Raw genomic sequence first — 17,319 nt, forward strand, 5'->3', positions numbered from 1 at the left:
CCAGGGGAGGGGAAAACCGCAATGGCTCAGCCACATCATGACATGCCAAAGGACGCTCCCGATCTGGGGCTGCACGATCCCCTGGCGGAAAGCTTTCCGGCAACGACCGAAGGCCGCGCGCTTTTCTGGATCGCGGTTCTTTTCTCCGTCTTCCAGATCGCAACGGCGGCGCATCTTCTGGACCTTTCCAGCCAGATCGTCCGGGCCTTCCATGTCGGGTTCCTGACGCTGCTGGGCTTCCCGCTGCTTGTTGCGCTGAAGCGCAAGGGTGTGCCGTTCAAGGCCGTCGCCTGGGCGCTGGCGCTGTCCGGTGTGATTGTCGCGCTTTATCAGTGGTGGGAATACACGCCCCTGATCCTCAGGGCGGGCGACCCGCTGCCGCGTGACATATTCCTTGGCATCGTCGCGTTGATCACCGTTTTCGCCGCCGCCTGGCTTCTGATGGGGCCCGCACTGCCGATCATTGCGGGCTGTTTCCTTGCCTATTGCTTCTGGGGGGAATACCTGCCCTCGCCCTTGAACCACAGGGGCTACGACTTCAGTCAGGTGATCGACCACATGGCCTACGGGACCGAGGGCATCTATGGCATCCCGACCTATGTGTCCTCATCCTACATCTTCCTCTTCATCCTGTTCGGCTCGTTCCTTGAACGCGCGGGGATGATCCGGCTTTTCACCGATGTCTCGCTGGGCCTTGTCGGCCACAAGCAGGGCGGTGCGGCCAAGGTCGCGGTCGTCTCGTCGGGTCTCATGGGCACAATCTCAGGATCGGGCGTGGCGAATGTCGTAACCACCGGCCAGTTCACCATCCCCCTGATGAAAAGCTTCGGCTACCGCCCGGCCTTCGCCGGGGGGGTCGAATCCACCGCCTCCATGGGCGGGCAACTGATGCCACCTGTGATGGGCGCCGTCGCCTTCATCATGGCCGAGACCCTGGGCGTCGAATATGTCGAGGTGGTCAAGGCCGCCCTCATCCCCGCCATCCTCTACTTCGCCTCCGCTTTCTGGATGGTGCATCTGGAGGCCGGGCGGCACGGGCTGAAGGGGATGGCCAAGGCCGACCTGCCCTCGCCCATCAAGGCGCTGAAGGAGAACTGGTACCTCATCCTGCCGCTTGGCGTGCTGGTCTACCTGCTTTTCTCCGGCTTTACGCCGCTCTTCGCCGGGACAATCGGACTGGCGCTCACGGTGATGCTGATCCTCGGCGGTTCCATCGCGCTTGGCCTGCCGAATGGCGTCATCCGAATTATCTTCTGGATCGGCCTCGGCGCCATCGCCGCCGCCTTCTTCGAGTTCGGCATCATGCCGGTGGCCGTCGCAATCGCCGCCCTGATCGGCTGGAACGCGATCTCGAAAGGCGGGCGTGAGACGCTGGCGCTCTGCCGCGACAGTCTTGCGGAAGGCGCGAAAACCGCCCTGCCCGTCGGCATCGCCTGCGCGCTTGTCGGCATCATCATCGGCACGATGACCCTGACCGGGGCCGCCAACACCTTCGGGCAGTTCATCGTCCATGTCGGCGAAGGCAGCCTCTTCCTGTCGCTGATCCTGACGATGATCACCTGCATCATCCTCGGCATGGGAATCCCCACGATCCCCAACTACATTATCACCTCGTCGATCGCCGGCCCCGCCCTGCTGGAACTCGGCGTACCGCTCATCGTCAGCCACATGTTCGTCTTCTATTTCGGCATACTCGCCGACCTAACGCCGCCAGTGGCGCTTGCCTGTTTCGCAGCCGCCCCCATCGCCAAGGAAAACGGGCTCAAGATTTCGATGGAGGCGATCAAGGTCGCGGCCGCCGGCTTCGTCATCCCGTTCATGGCGGTCTACACTCCGACGCTGATGTTGCAGGGTGGCGGCCCGCTGGCCGAAGCCTTCGGGTTCTGGCCCGGTGTCGCCTATATCGTGGTCAAGACCGTCATCGCCATCGGCCTTTGGGGCGCGGCCGTCATCGGCTGGCTCGGCTATCCCATCAACTGGCCGCTGCGCATTCTCGCCGCAACGGCCGCCGTCACGCTCATCGCCGCGCTTCCACTCACGGACGAAGCGGGTTTCGCCATGGCCGCGATTTTCGCGGGCCTTGTCTGGCGCACCCGCACCGCGAGGCGGGCATGAGCCTCGCCTGCCTCCTTGTCAGCGCCAGCGCCACCACCACGCTGACCCTTGCCTCGGCAAGCTTCGACCTGAGCTGGCGCCACTCTGTCGAAAAGACCGAGTGGCGAGAGACATGGGCCGTCGAAGGAGGCAGGCTGCATCTTACAGAAGCCGCCGTGAAAGGTTCCGGCGCGGGGATGGATCCCGGCGAAGGCGCTGCGCTTGTCGACGGCTGGTGGGTCTGGACCCCGGACCTGCCCCCGGTTCCGAACCTCACCCTTGCCGCATCCGGCGCAACAGGGGGTGGCTGGCGAATCTGTGATGAAACCACCTGTCACGAAATCGGCGCAGAGCCCGGCGAGGCGATCCGGCTTTCGCCCTGCAAGGGCTGAGCGCTTGCCTTCCGTTCCGCCGCACGGTGCTGTCACGAAGGATACCAGCGGACCGCGTGACCTTGGACGGAAGCTCCGATACGCTTCGCCCCGAATCCAGTGCCGGGGGACCGCGCCTTGCCCGAGACCATGCCGGGAAAGCCGAAGCCGATGATCGCCAGCCGCCGCATCGTCGCGATCTTCCTTGCCGTGGCCTGCCTGGCGGCGGCACTTGCCTTCACGCTCTCCTACCGCCTTGGCCTGTCGTCCCTCGACGCCGATCTCGACCAGTCGCTGATCCTGACCCGCCGCTCCATCGAAAGCGAGATCGAGCGGTTTCGCCACCTGCCGGAGATTGCTGCCGAGGATGCCCGCATCCGTGCCGCACTCAACGCGCCCGCTCCATCGGCGATTGATGCCGCGAACCGATACCTTGAGACGGTGACCGGAAAATCGGGGGCGGCCGACTTGTTCCTTCTTGACGGCGATGGCACCGCCATTGCCGCCTCGAACTGGAATACCGGGCAAAGCTTCGTCGGCAACAACTATGCCTTCCGGCCCTATTTCCGCGATGCCATCGCCACCGGGAAGGGCCGGTTCTATGCGATCGGCGTAACCACCGGCAAACCGGGCTACTTCCTGTCCTCGCGGATCGGGACCGGTGAAAGGACTGGCGTTCTGGCCGTGAAGATCGACCTGAAGCCGCTGGAAGAAACATGGAAAAGCGCACGTTCGGCAACCGCCATCGCCGACCGCGACGGGGTCATATTCCTCTCCGGCATCGACGACTGGCTTTACCGCCCATTCACGGCGCTGGACGAGGGAACGCTGGCACGGTTGTCCGAAGTCCGGACCTATGACGGCGTCGATCTTGCCGCCGCTCGCCCCCTTCTCGACAGCCCGGACCGGCTGTCGCTGCCCGGCCCGGACAATTCGGCCCTGCGCGGCCGTGTTGCCCGGATCGAGGCCGATGGCTGGGTCGTTCTTTCCGCTGCGCCAACCTCTCCGGTTCTTGCCACCGCGATCCTTTGGGCCACAGGTGCGGCGCTCGTGGCCATGGCGGGCACCGGGTTTGGCCTCATCCTCCATCAACGCCGCCAGCTTGTTCAGCTTCGGCTGCGGCAAGGCGCGCTACTGGAGGCGCGGGTCGCCGAACGCACCCGTGAATTGGCCCATGAGATCGATGCGCGGCGCAAGACCGAGGCCGACCTCAGGGCAGCGCAAGAAACGCTGGTCCATACCGAGAAGATGGCGGCACTCGGCCGCATGTCGGCGGCCATCGTGCATGAGATGAGCCAACCCCTTGCGGCGATGGAAGCCACGCTTGCCGCTGCTGAACTCTCGACGTCCGAAGACAGGACTACCACCCGCATCGGCACCGCCCGCAACCTGATCCGGCGCATGCAGCGCACCACGAAACATCTCAAAAGCTTCAGCCGGAAAGAGCCGAACCAGCTGACGCTCACCGACCTCAACCGGGTAGTCGATAGTGCGCTCGACCTCGTTGCGCCGCGCGCGAAGGCCGTGGGCGTCACGCCCGATTTCCGCCCGACCAACCCGGCGCCAATGGTCATGGCCGGCCCGGTGCGTCTGGAGCAGGTCTGCCTCAACCTGCTTCTGAATGCGCTCGACGCGGTGGAACACAGCGAAGGTGGGATCGTGACGATTGCCACGGATTACGGGAACGGCACTGCCCGCATTACCGTGACCGACACCGGCACCGGGATCGCCCCGGACGATCTGGTTCGCGTCACCGAACCCTTCTTTTCAACCAAGATCAGCGGCGAGGGCCTTGGGCTTGGCCTGTCAATTTCTCAGGCCATCGTGACCGAGTTCGGGGGCCGAATCGATATCCACTCCGATCCCGGTCGCGGCACGACGGTCAGCGTTGTCCTGCCGCTCGCCCAAAGCATTGCCGAGGTCGCGGAATGAGCGCGCTTGTCTTTGTCATCGATGACGACGCCGATCATCTGGCCGCTGCGAGCGATCTGATCGAGACGGGCGGACATCGGGTACGGGCCTTTGGCAACGCCGCTGCCGCCCTCGATGCGCTGGACGAAGATCCTGGTGTGATCGTCACCGATCTCAGAATGCCCGGGATGGATGGTTTCGGCCTGATCGCGGCGCTGAAGGATCGCGGTGGCGACCATCCGGTGATCGTGATGACCGGGCATGGCGACATCTCTCAGGCCGTGCGCGCGATCCGCGATGGTGCCGAAGATTTCCTCGAAAAACCTTATGATGCGGGGCACCTGCTTCTGGTGATCGAGCGCACATTGAAGGCACGCGCCACCCGCGACGAACTTCACCGGCTGCGATCCGCGATGGCCCCGCAGGCCATTCTTGGCGATAGCCCGGCGATAACCGACCTCAGGCAAAGGATCGCGGCCCTTGCGCCCCTCGATGTCGATGTGGTTGTGACCGGCGAAACCGGCACCGGCAAGGAGCTCGTCGCCCGCGCCCTTCACGCCCAGAGCCACCGCGCCAACGGTGCCTATGTCGCGCTGAACTGCGCGGCCCTGCCCGAAGCCCTCTTTGAGATCGAGATATTCGGCCATGCCGCAGGCGCTTTTCCCGGTGCTACGGCTGACCGACCCGGCAAGCTGGAACTGGCCAGCGGCGGGACGCTGGTTCTGGACGAGGTGGAGGCGATGCCGCTGCCGGTACAGGCCAAGCTATTGCGCGCACTTCAGGAACGCAGCGTCGAACGGCTGGGCGAAAACCGGCTGCGGCCGCTTGATCTGCGGGTTGTCGCAATTTCCAAGGCGGATCTGAAAGCTCTGAGTTACGAGGGGACGTTCCGCCCCGATCTCTACTATCGGCTCGCGGGGGCAGAGATCACCACGACCCCGTTGTCCGGAATGGCCGGGGACATTCCGCTTCTCTTCGCCCATTTCGCGAATCTCGCGGCCGCCCGCACCAGTCGAACTTTACCCGAAATCACCTTCGCCATCCGGCGCGCGCTGGCCCGCCGTGCCTGGCCCGGAAACGTGCGCGAGCTGAAGGCGGCGGCAGAGCGCTTCGCCCTTGGCATCGACACCGAAACCGGCGACAGCCCCCGTGCCGTGACCGGAGAAACCCTGTCCGACCGCCTTGCCGATTTCGAGGCCCGCGAGATTCAGGCAGCCTTGGACAGCTGCCGCGGCAATACCGAACGCGCCGCGCAACTCCTTGGACTTCCACGCAGAACCCTGAACGACAAGATGAAGCGCCTTGGCATCGCCGTATAGCGCGCCGCTGCTGATGTCGGGTTAATAATCATTTTAGCGTGACAAAAAAAATTTTTGTCCTAGCATAAGGTCCATCACGACTCGGATTGAGAAGACTTGTCACGCCCGCAGCCGCAGACGACGACCAGCATCGGCCCGCTCATTCGCGGCCGCCGCCGAAAGCTGGCGATCACCTTGCAGGAGCTGGGCGAAAAGTCCGGCGTTTCGGTCGGGTATCTCAGCCAGTTGGAGCGCGACAACGCGACCCCGACCCTCGGGACGCTGGCGCAGATTGCCAAGGCACTTGGCGTCGGGCTGGACTATTTCATCGCCACGCCCCGCCCCGCCGATGCGCTGACCGTCGCCGCCAACCGGCCGCGCTTTTCTGTCGATGGTTCGTCCGTCGTCTATGAACGTATCGGCGCAGAATTTCCCGGCAGCCATCTGTCCTCTTTCATCCTGCACGTCCCGCCCGGCTACCGTTCTGAAACGGTCAGCCATGAGGGCGAAGAGATCGTCTTCATCCTCGAAGGTTCGGTCGTGCAGGTGCTGGAGGGCGAGGAGTTTCGGATGCAGGTGGGCGACAGCCTGCATTACAGCGGCAACCGGCCCCATGGCTGGTACAATGACAGCGACGACTGGGCCAAGGTCCTGTGGACCGGGACGCTGGAGCTGTTTCACGGCCCCACCCGCGCCGCACCCATAGTACCGTCGCTCGCCACCGGATTACGGGAGGACGGCCAATGAGATCGTGCTACCGTCACAAGTTTCCCCGCCCCGCCGAAACACGGCGTGACCGGGAAAAGACCTGCCATTTCAACCCCGAAATGACAGCAACAACCTGAAGAACAACAATAAACCTCAACACTGGGAGTAAGATATGAACCTCAGATACCAACTCGCCACCGGCCTTGTGCTCGCAGCCCTGATGGGCGGCGCAGCCTCGGCAAAGACGCTCGTCTACTGCTCGGAAGGCTCCCCTGAGGGCTTCGACCCGGCGCTCTACACGTCCGGCACCACCTTCGATGCTTCCGAGCACACGATCTATGACAAGCTGGTGCTCTTTGAAACCGGCACGACCAATGTCATCCCGGGCCTCGCCGAAAGCTGGGAATCCTCGGAAGACGGGCTGGAATATACGTTCAACCTTCGCAAGGGCGTGAAGTTCCATTCCAACGATCAGTTCACGCCGTCGCGCGATTTCAACGCCGATGACGTGATCTTCTCGTTCGAGCGTCAGGGTGATGCCGAAAACCCCTACAACCAGGTTTCGGGCGGCACCTGGGAATACTTCAACGGCATGTCGATGCCGGACCTGATCAAGGAAATCGTCAAGGTTGACGATTACACCGTCAAGTTCGTGCTGAACCGTCCCGAAGCGCCGATGATTTCGAACCTCGCGATGGGCTTTGCTTCGATCATGTCGAAGGAATATGCCGACGCGATGCTGGCTGCCGGAACGCCCGAGATGGTGAACCAGGCCCCGATCGGGACCGGTCCGTTCAGCTTCGTCGCCTACCAGAAGGATGCGGTCGTCCGTTACAAGGCCAATGCCGACTACTGGCGCGGCGCCTCGCCCATTGACGATCTGGTCTTTGCGATCACGCCCGATGCTTCAGTACGTTACCAGAAGCTGAAGGCCGGCGAATGTCATGTCATGCCCTATCCGAACCCGGCCGATATCGAGGCGATGAAGGCCGACCCGGATGTGAATATGCTTGAGCAGGAAGGCCTGAACGTCGGCTACCTCGCCTACAACACCAAGGTTGCGCCCTTCGACAACACCAATGTCCGCAAGGCGCTGAACATGGCGATCGACAAGCAGGCGATCATCGACGTGGTGTTCCAGGGCTCTGGTCAGGCGGCGAAAAACCCGATCCCGCCGACCATCTGGTCCTACAACGACGCGATCGAGGACGATCCCTATGATCCGGAAGCCGCCAAGGCCGCGCTTGAGGCCGAAGGCGTCACCGATCTAAACATGAAGGTCTGGGCAATGCCGGTGCAGCGCCCGTACAACCCTAACGCGCGTCGCATGGCCGAGCTGATCCAGGCCGACATGGCCAAGGTCGGCGTGAATGTCGAGATCGTTTCCTACGAATGGGGCGAGTATCTTGACCGTTCGAAGGCCGAGGACCGTGACGGTGCCGTGCTTCTGGGCTGGACCGGCGACAACGGCGATCCGGACAACTTCCTCGCAGTGCTGCTCGGCTGTGACGGTGTCGGCGGTTCCAACCGCGCCCAGTGGTGCAACGACGAGTTCGAGGCGCTGATCCAGAAGGCGAAGGTCGTGTCCGATCCGGCAGAGCGCACGCGGCTTTATGAAGAGGCGCAGGTCGTCTTCAAGCGTGAAGCGCCCTGGGCCACGATCGCCCACTCGGTCGTCTTCATGCCCGTCAGCCCGAAAGTGACCGGATACAAGGTCCACCCGCTCGGCGGCCATATCTTCTATGGCGTCGATCTGACTGAATAATAACAATAAAAATCGGGCGGGGCCATTTCGGCCCCGCCCTTTCTTTCCGGGGGAGCCCATTCATGACCGACCGTTACGCCGCACATCGTGCGATTGCGCGCGATTTGGGTGTTGATGCCGTGGCACTGGTGCCGGGGCCGAATTTCGAACGCCTCTATGACGCGTCTTTCGGCACCAACGAACGGCCGATGGTCATCGTCATTCCGGCCGAGGGGACACCCGCGGCCCTTGTCCCCAATCTCGAACTGACCTCCTTCGCCAAGCTCGGTTTCGAAGGCGAAGTCTTCGACTGGCGCGACCAGACCGGCTACAATGATGCCTTCGCCGCGATGGCGGGGCACCTGCCGCTCGGCTCGGTCGCCGTCGAGGGTCAGGTCATGCGGGTCTTCACCCATCACGCGCTGACCGCCGCAAATCCTGGCCTGAATGTCGTTGATGCCGAATACCAGATCGCCGGTTTGCGGCTGAAAAAGACGCGCGAAGAGATTGCGGCACTTTCCGAGGCGATCCGGATATCCGAGGCCGCGCTTGGCGAAACGCTCGATCAGGTCAGGGCCGGCATGACCGAGACCCAGGTCGAACGCATCCTCGTCGCCGCCCTCTTCGCCCATGGCGCCGACGATCAGGCCTTTGGCGCACTGGTCGCCGCCTCGGACAACTCCGCCCATTCCCATGCCCATGCCCGCGACGATTATGAAATCCAGCCGGGCGATGCGCTCCTGATCGACTTCGGCGCCAAGAAACACCGCTTCTGCGCCGATATCACCCGCACCGTCTTTGTCGGCCATGCCACGGATGAGGCGCAGGCGGTCTATGACACGGTGCTGCGCGCCAACCTGATGGGACATGCCAAGACCGAACCCGGCGCAACCGCCCATGATGTCGACGATGCCGTCATTTCGGTGCTGGAAGCCTCGCCCTTCGCCGACCGCATCCGCACCAAGACCGGCCATGGCCTCGGGCGCGACGTGCACGAGGCCCCCTATATCATGCGCGGCAATCCTCAGGTGCTGGAACCCGGAATGGTCTTTACCAATGAGCCCGGACTTTACCGCACCGGACCCGGCGGTTTTGGTGTTAGGATCGAGGATGACGTCCTCGTCACCGAAACCGGCTCCCGCTCGCTCACCACTTTCCCGAAAGAACTCAAGGTCGTCGGCTGATGCTCCGCTATCTCCTCTCGCGCCTTCTGACGTTTCTGCCGACCTTCTTCGGCGTGACGGTCATTTCCTTTGCTTTCATCCGCATGCTGCCGGGCGATCCGATCATCGTCATGGCGGGCGAACGCGGGGTCAGCGAGGAACGCTATCAGGAACTGGTTCAGCAGTTCGGTTTCGACCGGCCCATCTGGCAGCAGTACCTCGACTATCTCGGCGGTGTCGTGCAGGGCGATCTGGGGCAGAGTTTCGTGACCAAAAAGCCGGTCTGGGACGAGTTCTTCGCGCTTTTCCCCGCCACGCTGGAACTCTCGATCTGCGCGATGATCTTCGCTGTCGCGCTTGGCCTTCCGGCGGGTGTAATCGCGGCGGTGAACCGGGGCAAGCTCTTTGACCGGACGCTGATGTCGACAGCCCTCGTCGGCTATTCGATGCCGATCTTCTGGTGGGCGCTCCTGCTGATCATCGTCTTTTCCGGTATGCTCGGGATCACGCCCGTCTCCGGCCGGATCAGCCTGCTTTACTACTTCAACGACCCATCGGGCTTCATGCTCTGGGATGCGCTTGTGTCGGATCAGAAGGGCGCATTCTGGTCGGCGCTGCATCACCTGATCCTGCCAACGATCGTCCTGGGAACCATTCCGCTGGCCGTCATCGCCCGCCAGACCCGCTCGGCGATGCTTGAGGTCCTAAGCGAAGACTATATCCGCACCGCCCGCGCCAAGGGCCTCGCGCCCGGTCGCGTCAACGGGATCCACGCGCTTCGTAACGCACTGATCCCGGTCATCACCGTGATCGGCCTTTCGGTCGGCACGCTTCTGGCCGGGGCGATCCTGACCGAGACGATTTTCTCATGGCCCGGCATCGGTAAGTGGATGGTCGACAGTATCTTCCGCCGCGACTACCCGGTCGTTCAGGGCGGCCTTCTTCTGATCGCCGTCATGGTGATGATCGTGAACCTGACCGTGGACGTGCTCTACGGCCTCATCAACCCCAAGATCCGGAAGCGCTGACATGGCCGACACGACCGCAACCGCCACCGCCCGCCCCGGCCGCCTGTCGGAATTCTGGTACTATTTCCGAGAAAACCGCGGCGCCGTGATCGGCCTCTGGGTCTTCGCCGCCTTCATCGCGGTGGCCCTTTTCGCGCCGATCCTCGCGCCGCACGACCCGACCCAGCAATTCCGCGACGCGCTTCTGCAACCGCCCTTCTGGCAGGAAGGCGGTTCCCTCACCTATCCGCTCGGCACCGATGCTGTCGGCCGCGACATGCTTTCGCGGCTGCTTCACGGCGCGCGCTATTCCTTCTATGTCGGCATCATCGTCGTGGCCTTCGCAGCCTCTGGCGGGATCGTCATCGGCCTTCTGGCGGGCTTTGCGCCGAAATGGGTCGATACGATCATCATGCGGGTGATGGACATCATCCTCGCCTTCCCGTCCCTGCTGCTCGCTCTGGTTCTGGTCGCGATCCTCGGTCCATCCCTCACCAACGCGATGATCGCCATCGCCATCGTGCTCCAGCCGCACTACGTGCGCCTCACACGCGCGAGCGTGCTGTCAGAGAGGTCGAAGGATTACGTCACGGCGGCCCGTGTCGCCGGCGCGAAGCAGACGCGGCTGATGTTCGTCACCGTGCTGCCGAACTGCCTCTCGCCGATCATCGTGCAGGCCGCCCTGTCGTTCTCGACCGCCATCCTCGATGCCGCCGCGCTCGGCTTTCTCGGCATGGGCGCGCAGCCCCCCACCCCCGAATGGGGCACGATGCTGGCCGAGGCGCGCGAGTTCATCCTGCGCGCTTGGTGGGTTGTGACATGGCCCGGCGTTGCGATCCTGATCACCGTTCTGGCCATCAACCTGATGGGCGACGGATTGCGCGATGCGCTCGACCCGAAACTGAAGCGGAGCTGACGCGATGCCCCTTCTCGATATCCGCAACCTCTCGGTCGATTTTGCCACCGCCTCGGGCCAGTTCCGTGCCGTCGATGGTGTCGACGTCTCTGTCGATACCGGCGACATCCTCGCCATCGTCGGCGAATCCGGCTCGGGAAAATCTGTCTCCATGCTCGCCATGATGGGCCTACTGCCCTGGACTGCGACGATTACCGCGGACGTGATGAGCTTCGGCGGCCAGGACCTGCGCGGGCTTTCCGACCGTCAGCGCCGCAAGATCATCGGCAAGGACATGGCGATGATCTTCCAGGAGCCGATGTCCTCCCTCAACCCCTGCTTCACCGCCGGGTTCCAGATCAAGGAAGCCCTGCGTCTGCATCTCGGGCTCGATGCGAAGGAACGCCACGCCAAGGCCGTCGAGCTTTTCGAGATGGTTGGTATTCCCGCACCCGAAGACCGGCTGAAGGCCTTCCCGCACCAGTTGTCGGGCGGCATGAACCAGCGGGTGATGATCGCGATGGCGATTGCGTGCAGCCCGAAACTTCTGATCGCCGACGAGCCGACAACCGCGCTCGACGTAACCATTCAGGCGCAGATTCTCGACCTGCTCACGGGCCTGCAACGCGAAACCGGCATGGCACTGATCCTGATCACCCATGACATGGGCGTCGTGGCCGAAACCGCTGAGCGGGTTCAGGTGCAATATGCCGGCCAGAAGGTGGAGGAACAGCCCGTCGGCGATCTCTTTGAGACGCCTCACCACCCCTATACGGCCGCACTTCTGGCCGCGCTCCCTGAACGCGCCACCTCGCGCAAACTACCGACGATCCCCGGCGTCGTGCCCGGCCAGTTCGACCGGCCGGCGGGTTGCCTTTTCTCGCCCCGCTGCCAGTTCGCGGATGACAGATGCCGCAGCACGCCGCCCGCGCCCTGCGGCCCGGAACTCGGCCTCGCCCGCTGCCACTATCCCCTGAACGCCAAAGCGGAGGTCACGGCATGAACACCCCCGTCGTCGTCGCTGAAAACCTCACCCGCCACTACGACGTGAAGGGCGGTCTATTCTCGAAGGGCGGCACCGTCCGCGCGGTATCCGAGACGAGCTTCAAGCTTGAACCCGGAAAGACGCTGGCCGTCGTCGGCGAGTCCGGCTGTGGAAAATCCACTCTCGCCCGCCTCATCACGATGATCGAGGAGCCGACCTCCGGCACCTTCGCCATCGGCGGCGATAACGTGACGCCCGAGACCTGGGCGCGACACCGCGCCGACGTGCAGATCGTCTTTCAGGACCCCTACGGCTCGCTGAACCCGCGCCAGCGGATCGGCTCGATCCTTGAAGAACCCCTGAAGATCAACCGCCCCGACATGCCAGCCGCCGAACGCGAGGCCAAGGCGCGCGACATGCTGAAGCTCGTCGGCCTGCGCCCTGAGCATTTCGACCGCTACCCGCACATGTTCTCCGGCGGCCAGCGCCAGCGCATCGCAGTGGCCCGCGCGCTGATGCTGGAACCGAAGGTGCTGGTGCTGGATGAACCCGTCTCGGCGCTCGACCTGTCGATCCAGAGCCAGATCCTGAACCTTCTGGTGGACCTGCAGGAGCGGCTCGGCCTCGCCTACCTCTTCATCAGCCATGACCTGTCGGTGGTGAAGCACATGGCCGACGACATCATCGTCATGTATCTCGGCCGCCCGGTCGAGGTCGGCCCCAAGGCCGAGATCTTCGCAAAGCCGCGCCACCCCTATACCAAGGCGCTCCTCTCGGCGACGCCGATGGCCGACCCCAAGGCGAAGAAGACCCGGATCAAGCTCGAAGGCGAACTGCCCTCGCCGCTGAACGTGCCCGCAGGCTGCGCATTCGCCCCGCGCTGCTGGAAGGTGAAAGACAAGTGCCGCGCCGAACGTCCAACACTTGGAGATGAGGGGCATCCCGCCGCCTGCTTCTTCCCCGAAGCCTGACGGAAGGTGGGTTGAAAACCAACCTAACCCCGCGCCAAACCATTTGCCTGCAAACAGCTCTTGTGGGACCATCCAGGACATGACGTCAAGGAGATGGTCCCATGGCTGATCCCACGCCCGCCGCCACCGGCAAGACGAAGCTTGTCATCCGCAATATCGGCCAGATCCTGTCGGGCAAGATCGAGGAACCGCTGATCGACGGCGATTGCGTGGTCTGCGACGGCGACCGGATCACGGCGGTGGGCTATGAGAAGGACCTCGACACCGACCGCGCGACGACCGTGGTCGATGCCAAGGGCGTCACCCTCTGCCCCGGCCTCATCGACAGCCATGTCCACCCGGTCATCGGCGACTACACGCCGCGCCAGCAACAGCTGAACTGGATCGACTCGTGTCTCCACGGCGGCGTCACCACGATGATCTCGGCCGGAGAGGTCCACGCGCCGGGCCGGCCGAAGGACATCGTCGGCCTCAAGGCGATGGCGATCGCCTCGCAGCGCTGGTACGACAACTTCCGACCCTCCGGCGTCAAGGTCCATTCCGGCGCGCCGGTGCTTGAAGAGGGCATGGTCGAGAGCGACTTCAAGGACCTTGCCGATGCGGGCGTCAAACTTCTGGGCGAGGTCGGCCTCGGCTCGGTCAAGGCAGGCGAGACGGCGGCCCAGATGGTCAAATGGGCACGTAAATACGGCATCCAGTCGACGATCCATACCGGCGGCCCCTCGATCCCCGGCTCCGGCCTCATCGACAAGGATGTCGTGCTGGAGGCGGACGCCGACATCATCGGCCATATCAATGGCGGACATACAGCTTTGCCCGACGACCAGATCACCTGCCTGTGCGAAAGCTGCCTGAGGGGCATCGAGATCGTCCATAACGGCAACGAACGCGCGGGCCTCCTCGCCATGCGCACCGCCTTCGAACTCGGCCAGCCCGAACGCATCATCCTCGGCACCGACGCACCCGCCGGGTCCGGCGTCCAACCCTTGGGCATCCTGCGCATGATCGCCATGCTCTCCAGCCTCGGCGATATCCCGCCCGAGATTGCCTTCTGCTTCGCCACCGGCAACACCGCACGAATGCGCGACCTCGACTGCGGCATCATCGAACCGGGCAAGGCCGCCGACTTCGTCCTCGTCGACATGGCCCAGCACGCACCGGGCGGCTCTATGCTCGGCTCGGTCCATCAGGGCAACCTGCCCGGCGTCGGCATGACGGTGATCGATGGCATCGTCCGCACCACCCGCAGCCGCAACACCCCGCCCGCGACCCGACTGCCGGAAGTGATCGAAACCTGATTCCACTTTCTGTCCGAAAATACTCCCGCCGGAGGCAAACCGGAGCGCGCGGGCCCTGCCCGCGTGCGACAGATGTCGTGCGCCCGCTTGCGGGCGCTCAATCTGAAAACACCTACCGGTCTCGCCGCACGGTCCACCTTCCGCTCGATCCCACCCGCACTTTCCTCAACAGGCAGCGCCGCCTGATCAGAAAGCAGCGTCCCGGAGGGCAGGCAGGGCGAATTCCACCATCTCTGCCGTCGCTGTAAGGCAGATGCGGAACTGCGCCGGGCAGTCGAACAGCGTCCCCGGCATGACGAAGACGTTCTTCTCGGCCAGACGCCGCGCGAAGGCCAGCGAGTCGCCCCCCGGCGCGTCTCCCCAGAGATAGAAGGTGCCCTCGGGTTCCGTGATCCGATACCCCCACTGCCTCAGCGACCCGACCAGCCGGTCACGCTTTGCGGTCAGCGCCGGGATGTCGAGCGACAGCTTCTCCAGTTCCGGGATCGCGTATTGCATCGTCGCATCCGGGAACCCCCAGCCTAGCGCCGTCTGGGTGGGAAAGATCGCCGCCCGCAGCGCCTCCCTGTCGGCCTCGGGCATCAGAGGGCTGAGCGCGAGGTAACCGATCCGTTGTCCCGGCGACAAAAGGATCTTGCCGTAGCTGTAATCGATCAGCGTCCATGGATAGACCTCCGCCGGCGAGGTGAAGCCCACGCCGTCGAACCGGATCCGACGGTAGGGCTCATCCGACAGGATGAAGATGCGCGCGCCGATACGCTCCGATGCCTTGTCCAGCAATGCGGCCAGTTCCTTGAGCCGGGCGCGCGAATAGATCCGCCCGGTCGGGTTGTGCGGCGTATTGACGACGACGATCCGCGTACGCGGGGTGATCGCCCGTTCGATCGCGTCAAGGTCGAGGTCGTATGTCTGGGGGTCGAGCGGGGTATGCACGCTGACATAGCCCCGGTGGGCAAGGATCGGCGAATAAGCAAACCAGCCAGGCTTGGGATGGATGACCTCGTCGCCGGGGTTGAGAAGCACGTCGAACGCCAGCGCAATCGCCTTGAACGCGCCTTGCGTCATCGTCACGTCGGCCGCCTTGAACGGCAGGCGCAACTCGGCGCTCAACGCCGCGGCCACCGTCTCTGTCGCACTCTCGACGCTCGTCTTGTAGGCGAACCAGTCATTGGTATGCGGTTCGGCCGCGGTCTTGATCGCATCGACGAGGCCCGCGAGGGGACGCTCATGCGGATTGCCGAAGGTGAAGTCGGCCCGCTGGCCGTCCTCCTCAAGAAACTGCTCCGCGAATTCCGAGACGACCCGGATGGCCTCACCTGCGCGGCGCGCGCCCTCTGATACGATTGGCATTCGCTCCTCCCATCTCTGCGGCCCAAAAAAACGGCCGCGATAGTCATAAAATAGCCCTGCGTCAGTCGCGGCTGGCGTCACGTTTTCCCGGTCGCAACGGCGGGGTCTTGATGACCCTGCGTTCGATCTCACCCGCGATCTCCTCGACCCGGCGGACCTGACCCATATGGCCCCCAAGCGCGGCGTAATCGTCAAGCCGCATGGTGAACTCGATCGGCGCCACCAGCGCCGGCGTTGGCACATAGCCGAAAGCGTTCGACGGCATTTCGGTCACATCGGCCATGAAGGTGATACCGCCGCCGGGCCAGATATAGCACTCCGCCCCGCCGCAGGTCACATTCGTCACCGCCTCGCGCACCGACCGCGTAAGCCGAACCGGGTTCTCCGTCACCCCGGCCCTCAGAGACCCGCCAGCCCCGCCCATGAAGACGACCGATGTCATCGACGGCTCGCAATTCTCCGCGATCCTCTCAACCGATTGTCTGAGGCGCTCCGGCAGGTCTGTCTGCACCGGCCGAAGATCGGCGTCGAGCACATAGTACCCATACTGCTCACCCGTGGTCGAAACCATAAGCAGCGTCAGGCCCGGCCGCGCGGGCGCCCGCCATGGCCCGAGGATCGTCAGCGGGTCCAGAATATTCGTGCCGCCCCAGCCGGTTCCCGGCTCCGCCACGCGGAAATAGCGGCCGGGCGTCGATTTGTGGCCGAGGATCTTGATCCCGGTAGGCTCGATCCCCAGAACCTTGCCCGCCTGATGTTCGGAAAGGACGCCGGTGATGTGATCGTCCACCACCACAACCTCATCCACGAGCCCATGCCATTGCTTGGCGAACATGCCGATTGTCGCGGACCCGCAGCCGACCCGCATCAGATGTTCTTCCTCGCCATTCACGACAGGCGGCCTGCCCGCCTGCAACACAACGTCGGCCCCGCCGTCGATACTCATCTCCACCGCTTCGCGGTTGCACAGGCGCAGAAGCGCATCGCAGGTGACCCGGCCTTCCTTCTTGCCGCCACCCGTCAGGTGATGCACGCCGCCCAAGGACAGCATCTGCGAGCCGTATTCGGCCGTCATCACATGGCCGATGGGCTCGCCATCGACCCTCACCGGTGCCGCCTCGGGCCCCAGATAGCGGTCGGTGTCGATCTTCACCTTGGCCCCGCAATAGGAAAATATCCCCTCGGTCACGATGGTGACCATGTCGACGCCATCATGATCCTGCGCCACGATGAAGGGGGCGGGCTTGTAGTCGGGATAGGTTGTGCCGGCGCCAATCGCGGTGATGAAGGGCCGGTCAGTCCTTAGCAGGTCGCCGTCCCACTCGCCCGCCTCCAACTCCAGGAAAGGCACCACCTGACCGTCGCCCTCTTTCGCCGCCTCCAGCACCGTGAACGGGTCGAGCCGCACCAGCTCACCGCCCTCATTGGCATAGCGGTCACAGGCCCCGGCGCGATCCTCGGCGATGTAACACATGACCGGACAGGCATCGCAACGGATCTTGTCTTTCATACGGGATTCAACGG

14 protein-coding genes are annotated in these 17,319 nt (G+C 63.9%); 12 read left to right on the forward strand and 2 right to left on the reverse strand.

The window, feature by feature from the left end:
• Nucleotides 1-42: 42 nt before the first annotated feature.
• The 12 genes from OEZ71_RS02485 (at nt 43) to OEZ71_RS02540 (ending at nt 14,445) form a co-directional block, all read left to right on the forward strand.
• Entirely contained in the window at nt 43-2,115 is a 2,073-nt protein-coding gene (locus OEZ71_RS02485; protein WP_263738341.1) for a TRAP transporter permease, read from the forward strand.
• Nucleotides 2,112-2,486 carry a DUF1850 domain-containing protein gene (locus OEZ71_RS02490; protein ID WP_263738342.1) on the forward strand — a complete coding sequence of 125 codons (375 nt, stop codon included), beginning with the start codon at nt 2,112-2,114 and terminating at the stop codon, nt 2,484-2,486. The genes OEZ71_RS02485 and OEZ71_RS02490 overlap by 4 nt, the downstream gene beginning before the upstream one ends.
• Before the next feature lie 99 nt (nt 2,487-2,585).
• Nucleotides 2,586-4,397: a sensor histidine kinase gene (locus OEZ71_RS02495; protein WP_263738343.1), complete on the forward strand. Its 1,812-nt coding sequence runs from the start codon at nt 2,586-2,588 to the stop codon at nt 4,395-4,397.
• Nucleotides 4,394-5,695, forward strand: a complete 1,302-nt coding sequence (locus OEZ71_RS02500) for a sigma-54-dependent transcriptional regulator (RefSeq protein ID WP_263738344.1) — start codon at nt 4,394-4,396, stop codon at nt 5,693-5,695. Before OEZ71_RS02495 ends, OEZ71_RS02500 begins: the two co-directional genes overlap by 4 nt.
• 96 nt (nt 5,696-5,791) lie before the next feature.
• Nucleotides 5,792-6,421: a helix-turn-helix domain-containing protein gene (locus tag OEZ71_RS02505; protein ID WP_263738345.1), complete on the forward strand. Its 630-nt coding sequence runs from the start codon at nt 5,792-5,794 to the stop codon at nt 6,419-6,421.
• A gap of 133 nt (nt 6,422-6,554) precedes the next feature.
• Entirely contained in the window at nt 6,555-8,147 is a 1,593-nt protein-coding gene (locus tag OEZ71_RS02510) for an ABC transporter substrate-binding protein (RefSeq protein WP_263738346.1), read from the forward strand.
• 62 nt (nt 8,148-8,209) lie between these two features.
• On the forward strand, nt 8,210-9,310 hold the full coding sequence (locus OEZ71_RS02515; protein ID WP_263738347.1) for a M24 family metallopeptidase: 1,101 nt from the start codon (nt 8,210-8,212) through the stop codon (nt 9,308-9,310).
• Nucleotides 9,310-10,317, forward strand: coding sequence for an ABC transporter permease subunit (locus OEZ71_RS02520; protein WP_263738348.1), 1,008 nt, complete (start codon nt 9,310-9,312; stop codon nt 10,315-10,317). Before OEZ71_RS02515 ends, OEZ71_RS02520 begins: the two co-directional genes overlap by 1 nt.
• Nucleotide 10,318: 1 nt before the next feature.
• On the forward strand, nt 10,319-11,212 hold the full coding sequence (locus OEZ71_RS02525; protein ID WP_263738349.1) for an ABC transporter permease subunit: 894 nt from the start codon (nt 10,319-10,321) through the stop codon (nt 11,210-11,212).
• Nucleotides 11,213-11,216: 4 nt separating this feature from the next.
• Nucleotides 11,217-12,194 (forward strand): ABC transporter ATP-binding protein, encoded by a 978-nt coding sequence (locus OEZ71_RS02530; protein ID WP_263738350.1) that lies wholly within the window; start codon nt 11,217-11,219, stop codon nt 12,192-12,194.
• The gene (locus OEZ71_RS02535; RefSeq protein ID WP_263738351.1) at nt 12,191-13,147 is read left to right on the forward strand and encodes an ABC transporter ATP-binding protein; all 957 of its coding nucleotides are present in this window, start codon (nt 12,191-12,193) and stop codon (nt 13,145-13,147) included. The genes OEZ71_RS02530 and OEZ71_RS02535 overlap by 4 nt, the downstream gene beginning before the upstream one ends.
• 101 nt (nt 13,148-13,248) lie before the next feature.
• Nucleotides 13,249-14,445 carry an amidohydrolase family protein gene (locus tag OEZ71_RS02540; RefSeq protein WP_263738352.1) on the forward strand — a complete coding sequence of 399 codons (1,197 nt, stop codon included), beginning with the start codon at nt 13,249-13,251 and terminating at the stop codon, nt 14,443-14,445.
• 186 nt (nt 14,446-14,631) lie between these two features.
• Here OEZ71_RS02540 and OEZ71_RS02545 read toward each other — a convergent pair whose 3' ends face one another.
• Both OEZ71_RS02545 and OEZ71_RS02550 read right to left on the reverse strand, forming a co-directional pair.
• The gene (locus OEZ71_RS02545) at nt 14,632-15,795 is read right to left on the reverse strand and encodes an aminotransferase class I/II-fold pyridoxal phosphate-dependent enzyme (protein WP_263738353.1); all 1,164 of its coding nucleotides are present in this window, start codon (nt 15,793-15,795) and stop codon (nt 14,632-14,634) included.
• A gap of 61 nt (nt 15,796-15,856) precedes the next feature.
• The gene (locus OEZ71_RS02550) at nt 15,857-17,305 is read right to left on the reverse strand and encodes a 6-hydroxynicotinate reductase (RefSeq protein ID WP_263738354.1); all 1,449 of its coding nucleotides are present in this window, start codon (nt 17,303-17,305) and stop codon (nt 15,857-15,859) included.
• Nucleotides 17,306-17,319: the final 14 nt, after the last annotated feature.

This window comes from Albidovulum litorale (genome assembly GCF_025751495.1).
In the GTDB taxonomy this organism is placed as follows: Bacteria; Pseudomonadota; Alphaproteobacteria; order Rhodobacterales; family Rhodobacteraceae; genus Albidovulum; species Albidovulum litorale.

Coding starts and splice junctions, on each gene's coding strand:
- OEZ71_RS02515 (WP_263738347.1), top strand. CDS start 8,210: ATGACCGACCGTTACGCCGCACATCGTGCGATTGCGCGCGATTTGGGT.
- OEZ71_RS02500 (WP_263738344.1), top strand. CDS start 4,394: ATGAGCGCGCTTGTCTTTGTCATCGATGACGACGCCGATCATCTGGCC.
- OEZ71_RS02540 (WP_263738352.1), top strand. CDS start 13,249: ATGGCTGATCCCACGCCCGCCGCCACCGGCAAGACGAAGCTTGTCATC.
- OEZ71_RS02525 (WP_263738349.1), top strand. CDS start 10,319: ATGGCCGACACGACCGCAACCGCCACCGCCCGCCCCGGCCGCCTGTCG.
- OEZ71_RS02510 (WP_263738346.1), top strand. CDS start 6,555: ATGAACCTCAGATACCAACTCGCCACCGGCCTTGTGCTCGCAGCCCTG.
- OEZ71_RS02550 (WP_263738354.1), bottom strand. CDS start 17,305: ATGAAAGACAAGATCCGTTGCGATGCCTGTCCGGTCATGTGTTACATC.
- OEZ71_RS02530 (WP_263738350.1), top strand. CDS start 11,217: ATGCCCCTTCTCGATATCCGCAACCTCTCGGTCGATTTTGCCACCGCC.
- OEZ71_RS02485 (WP_263738341.1), top strand. CDS start 43: ATGCCAAAGGACGCTCCCGATCTGGGGCTGCACGATCCCCTGGCGGAA.
- OEZ71_RS02535 (WP_263738351.1), top strand. CDS start 12,191: ATGAACACCCCCGTCGTCGTCGCTGAAAACCTCACCCGCCACTACGAC.
- OEZ71_RS02545 (WP_263738353.1), bottom strand. CDS start 15,795: ATGCCAATCGTATCAGAGGGCGCGCGCCGCGCAGGTGAGGCCATCCGG.
- OEZ71_RS02520 (WP_263738348.1), top strand. CDS start 9,310: ATGCTCCGCTATCTCCTCTCGCGCCTTCTGACGTTTCTGCCGACCTTC.
- OEZ71_RS02490 (WP_263738342.1), top strand. CDS start 2,112: ATGAGCCTCGCCTGCCTCCTTGTCAGCGCCAGCGCCACCACCACGCTG.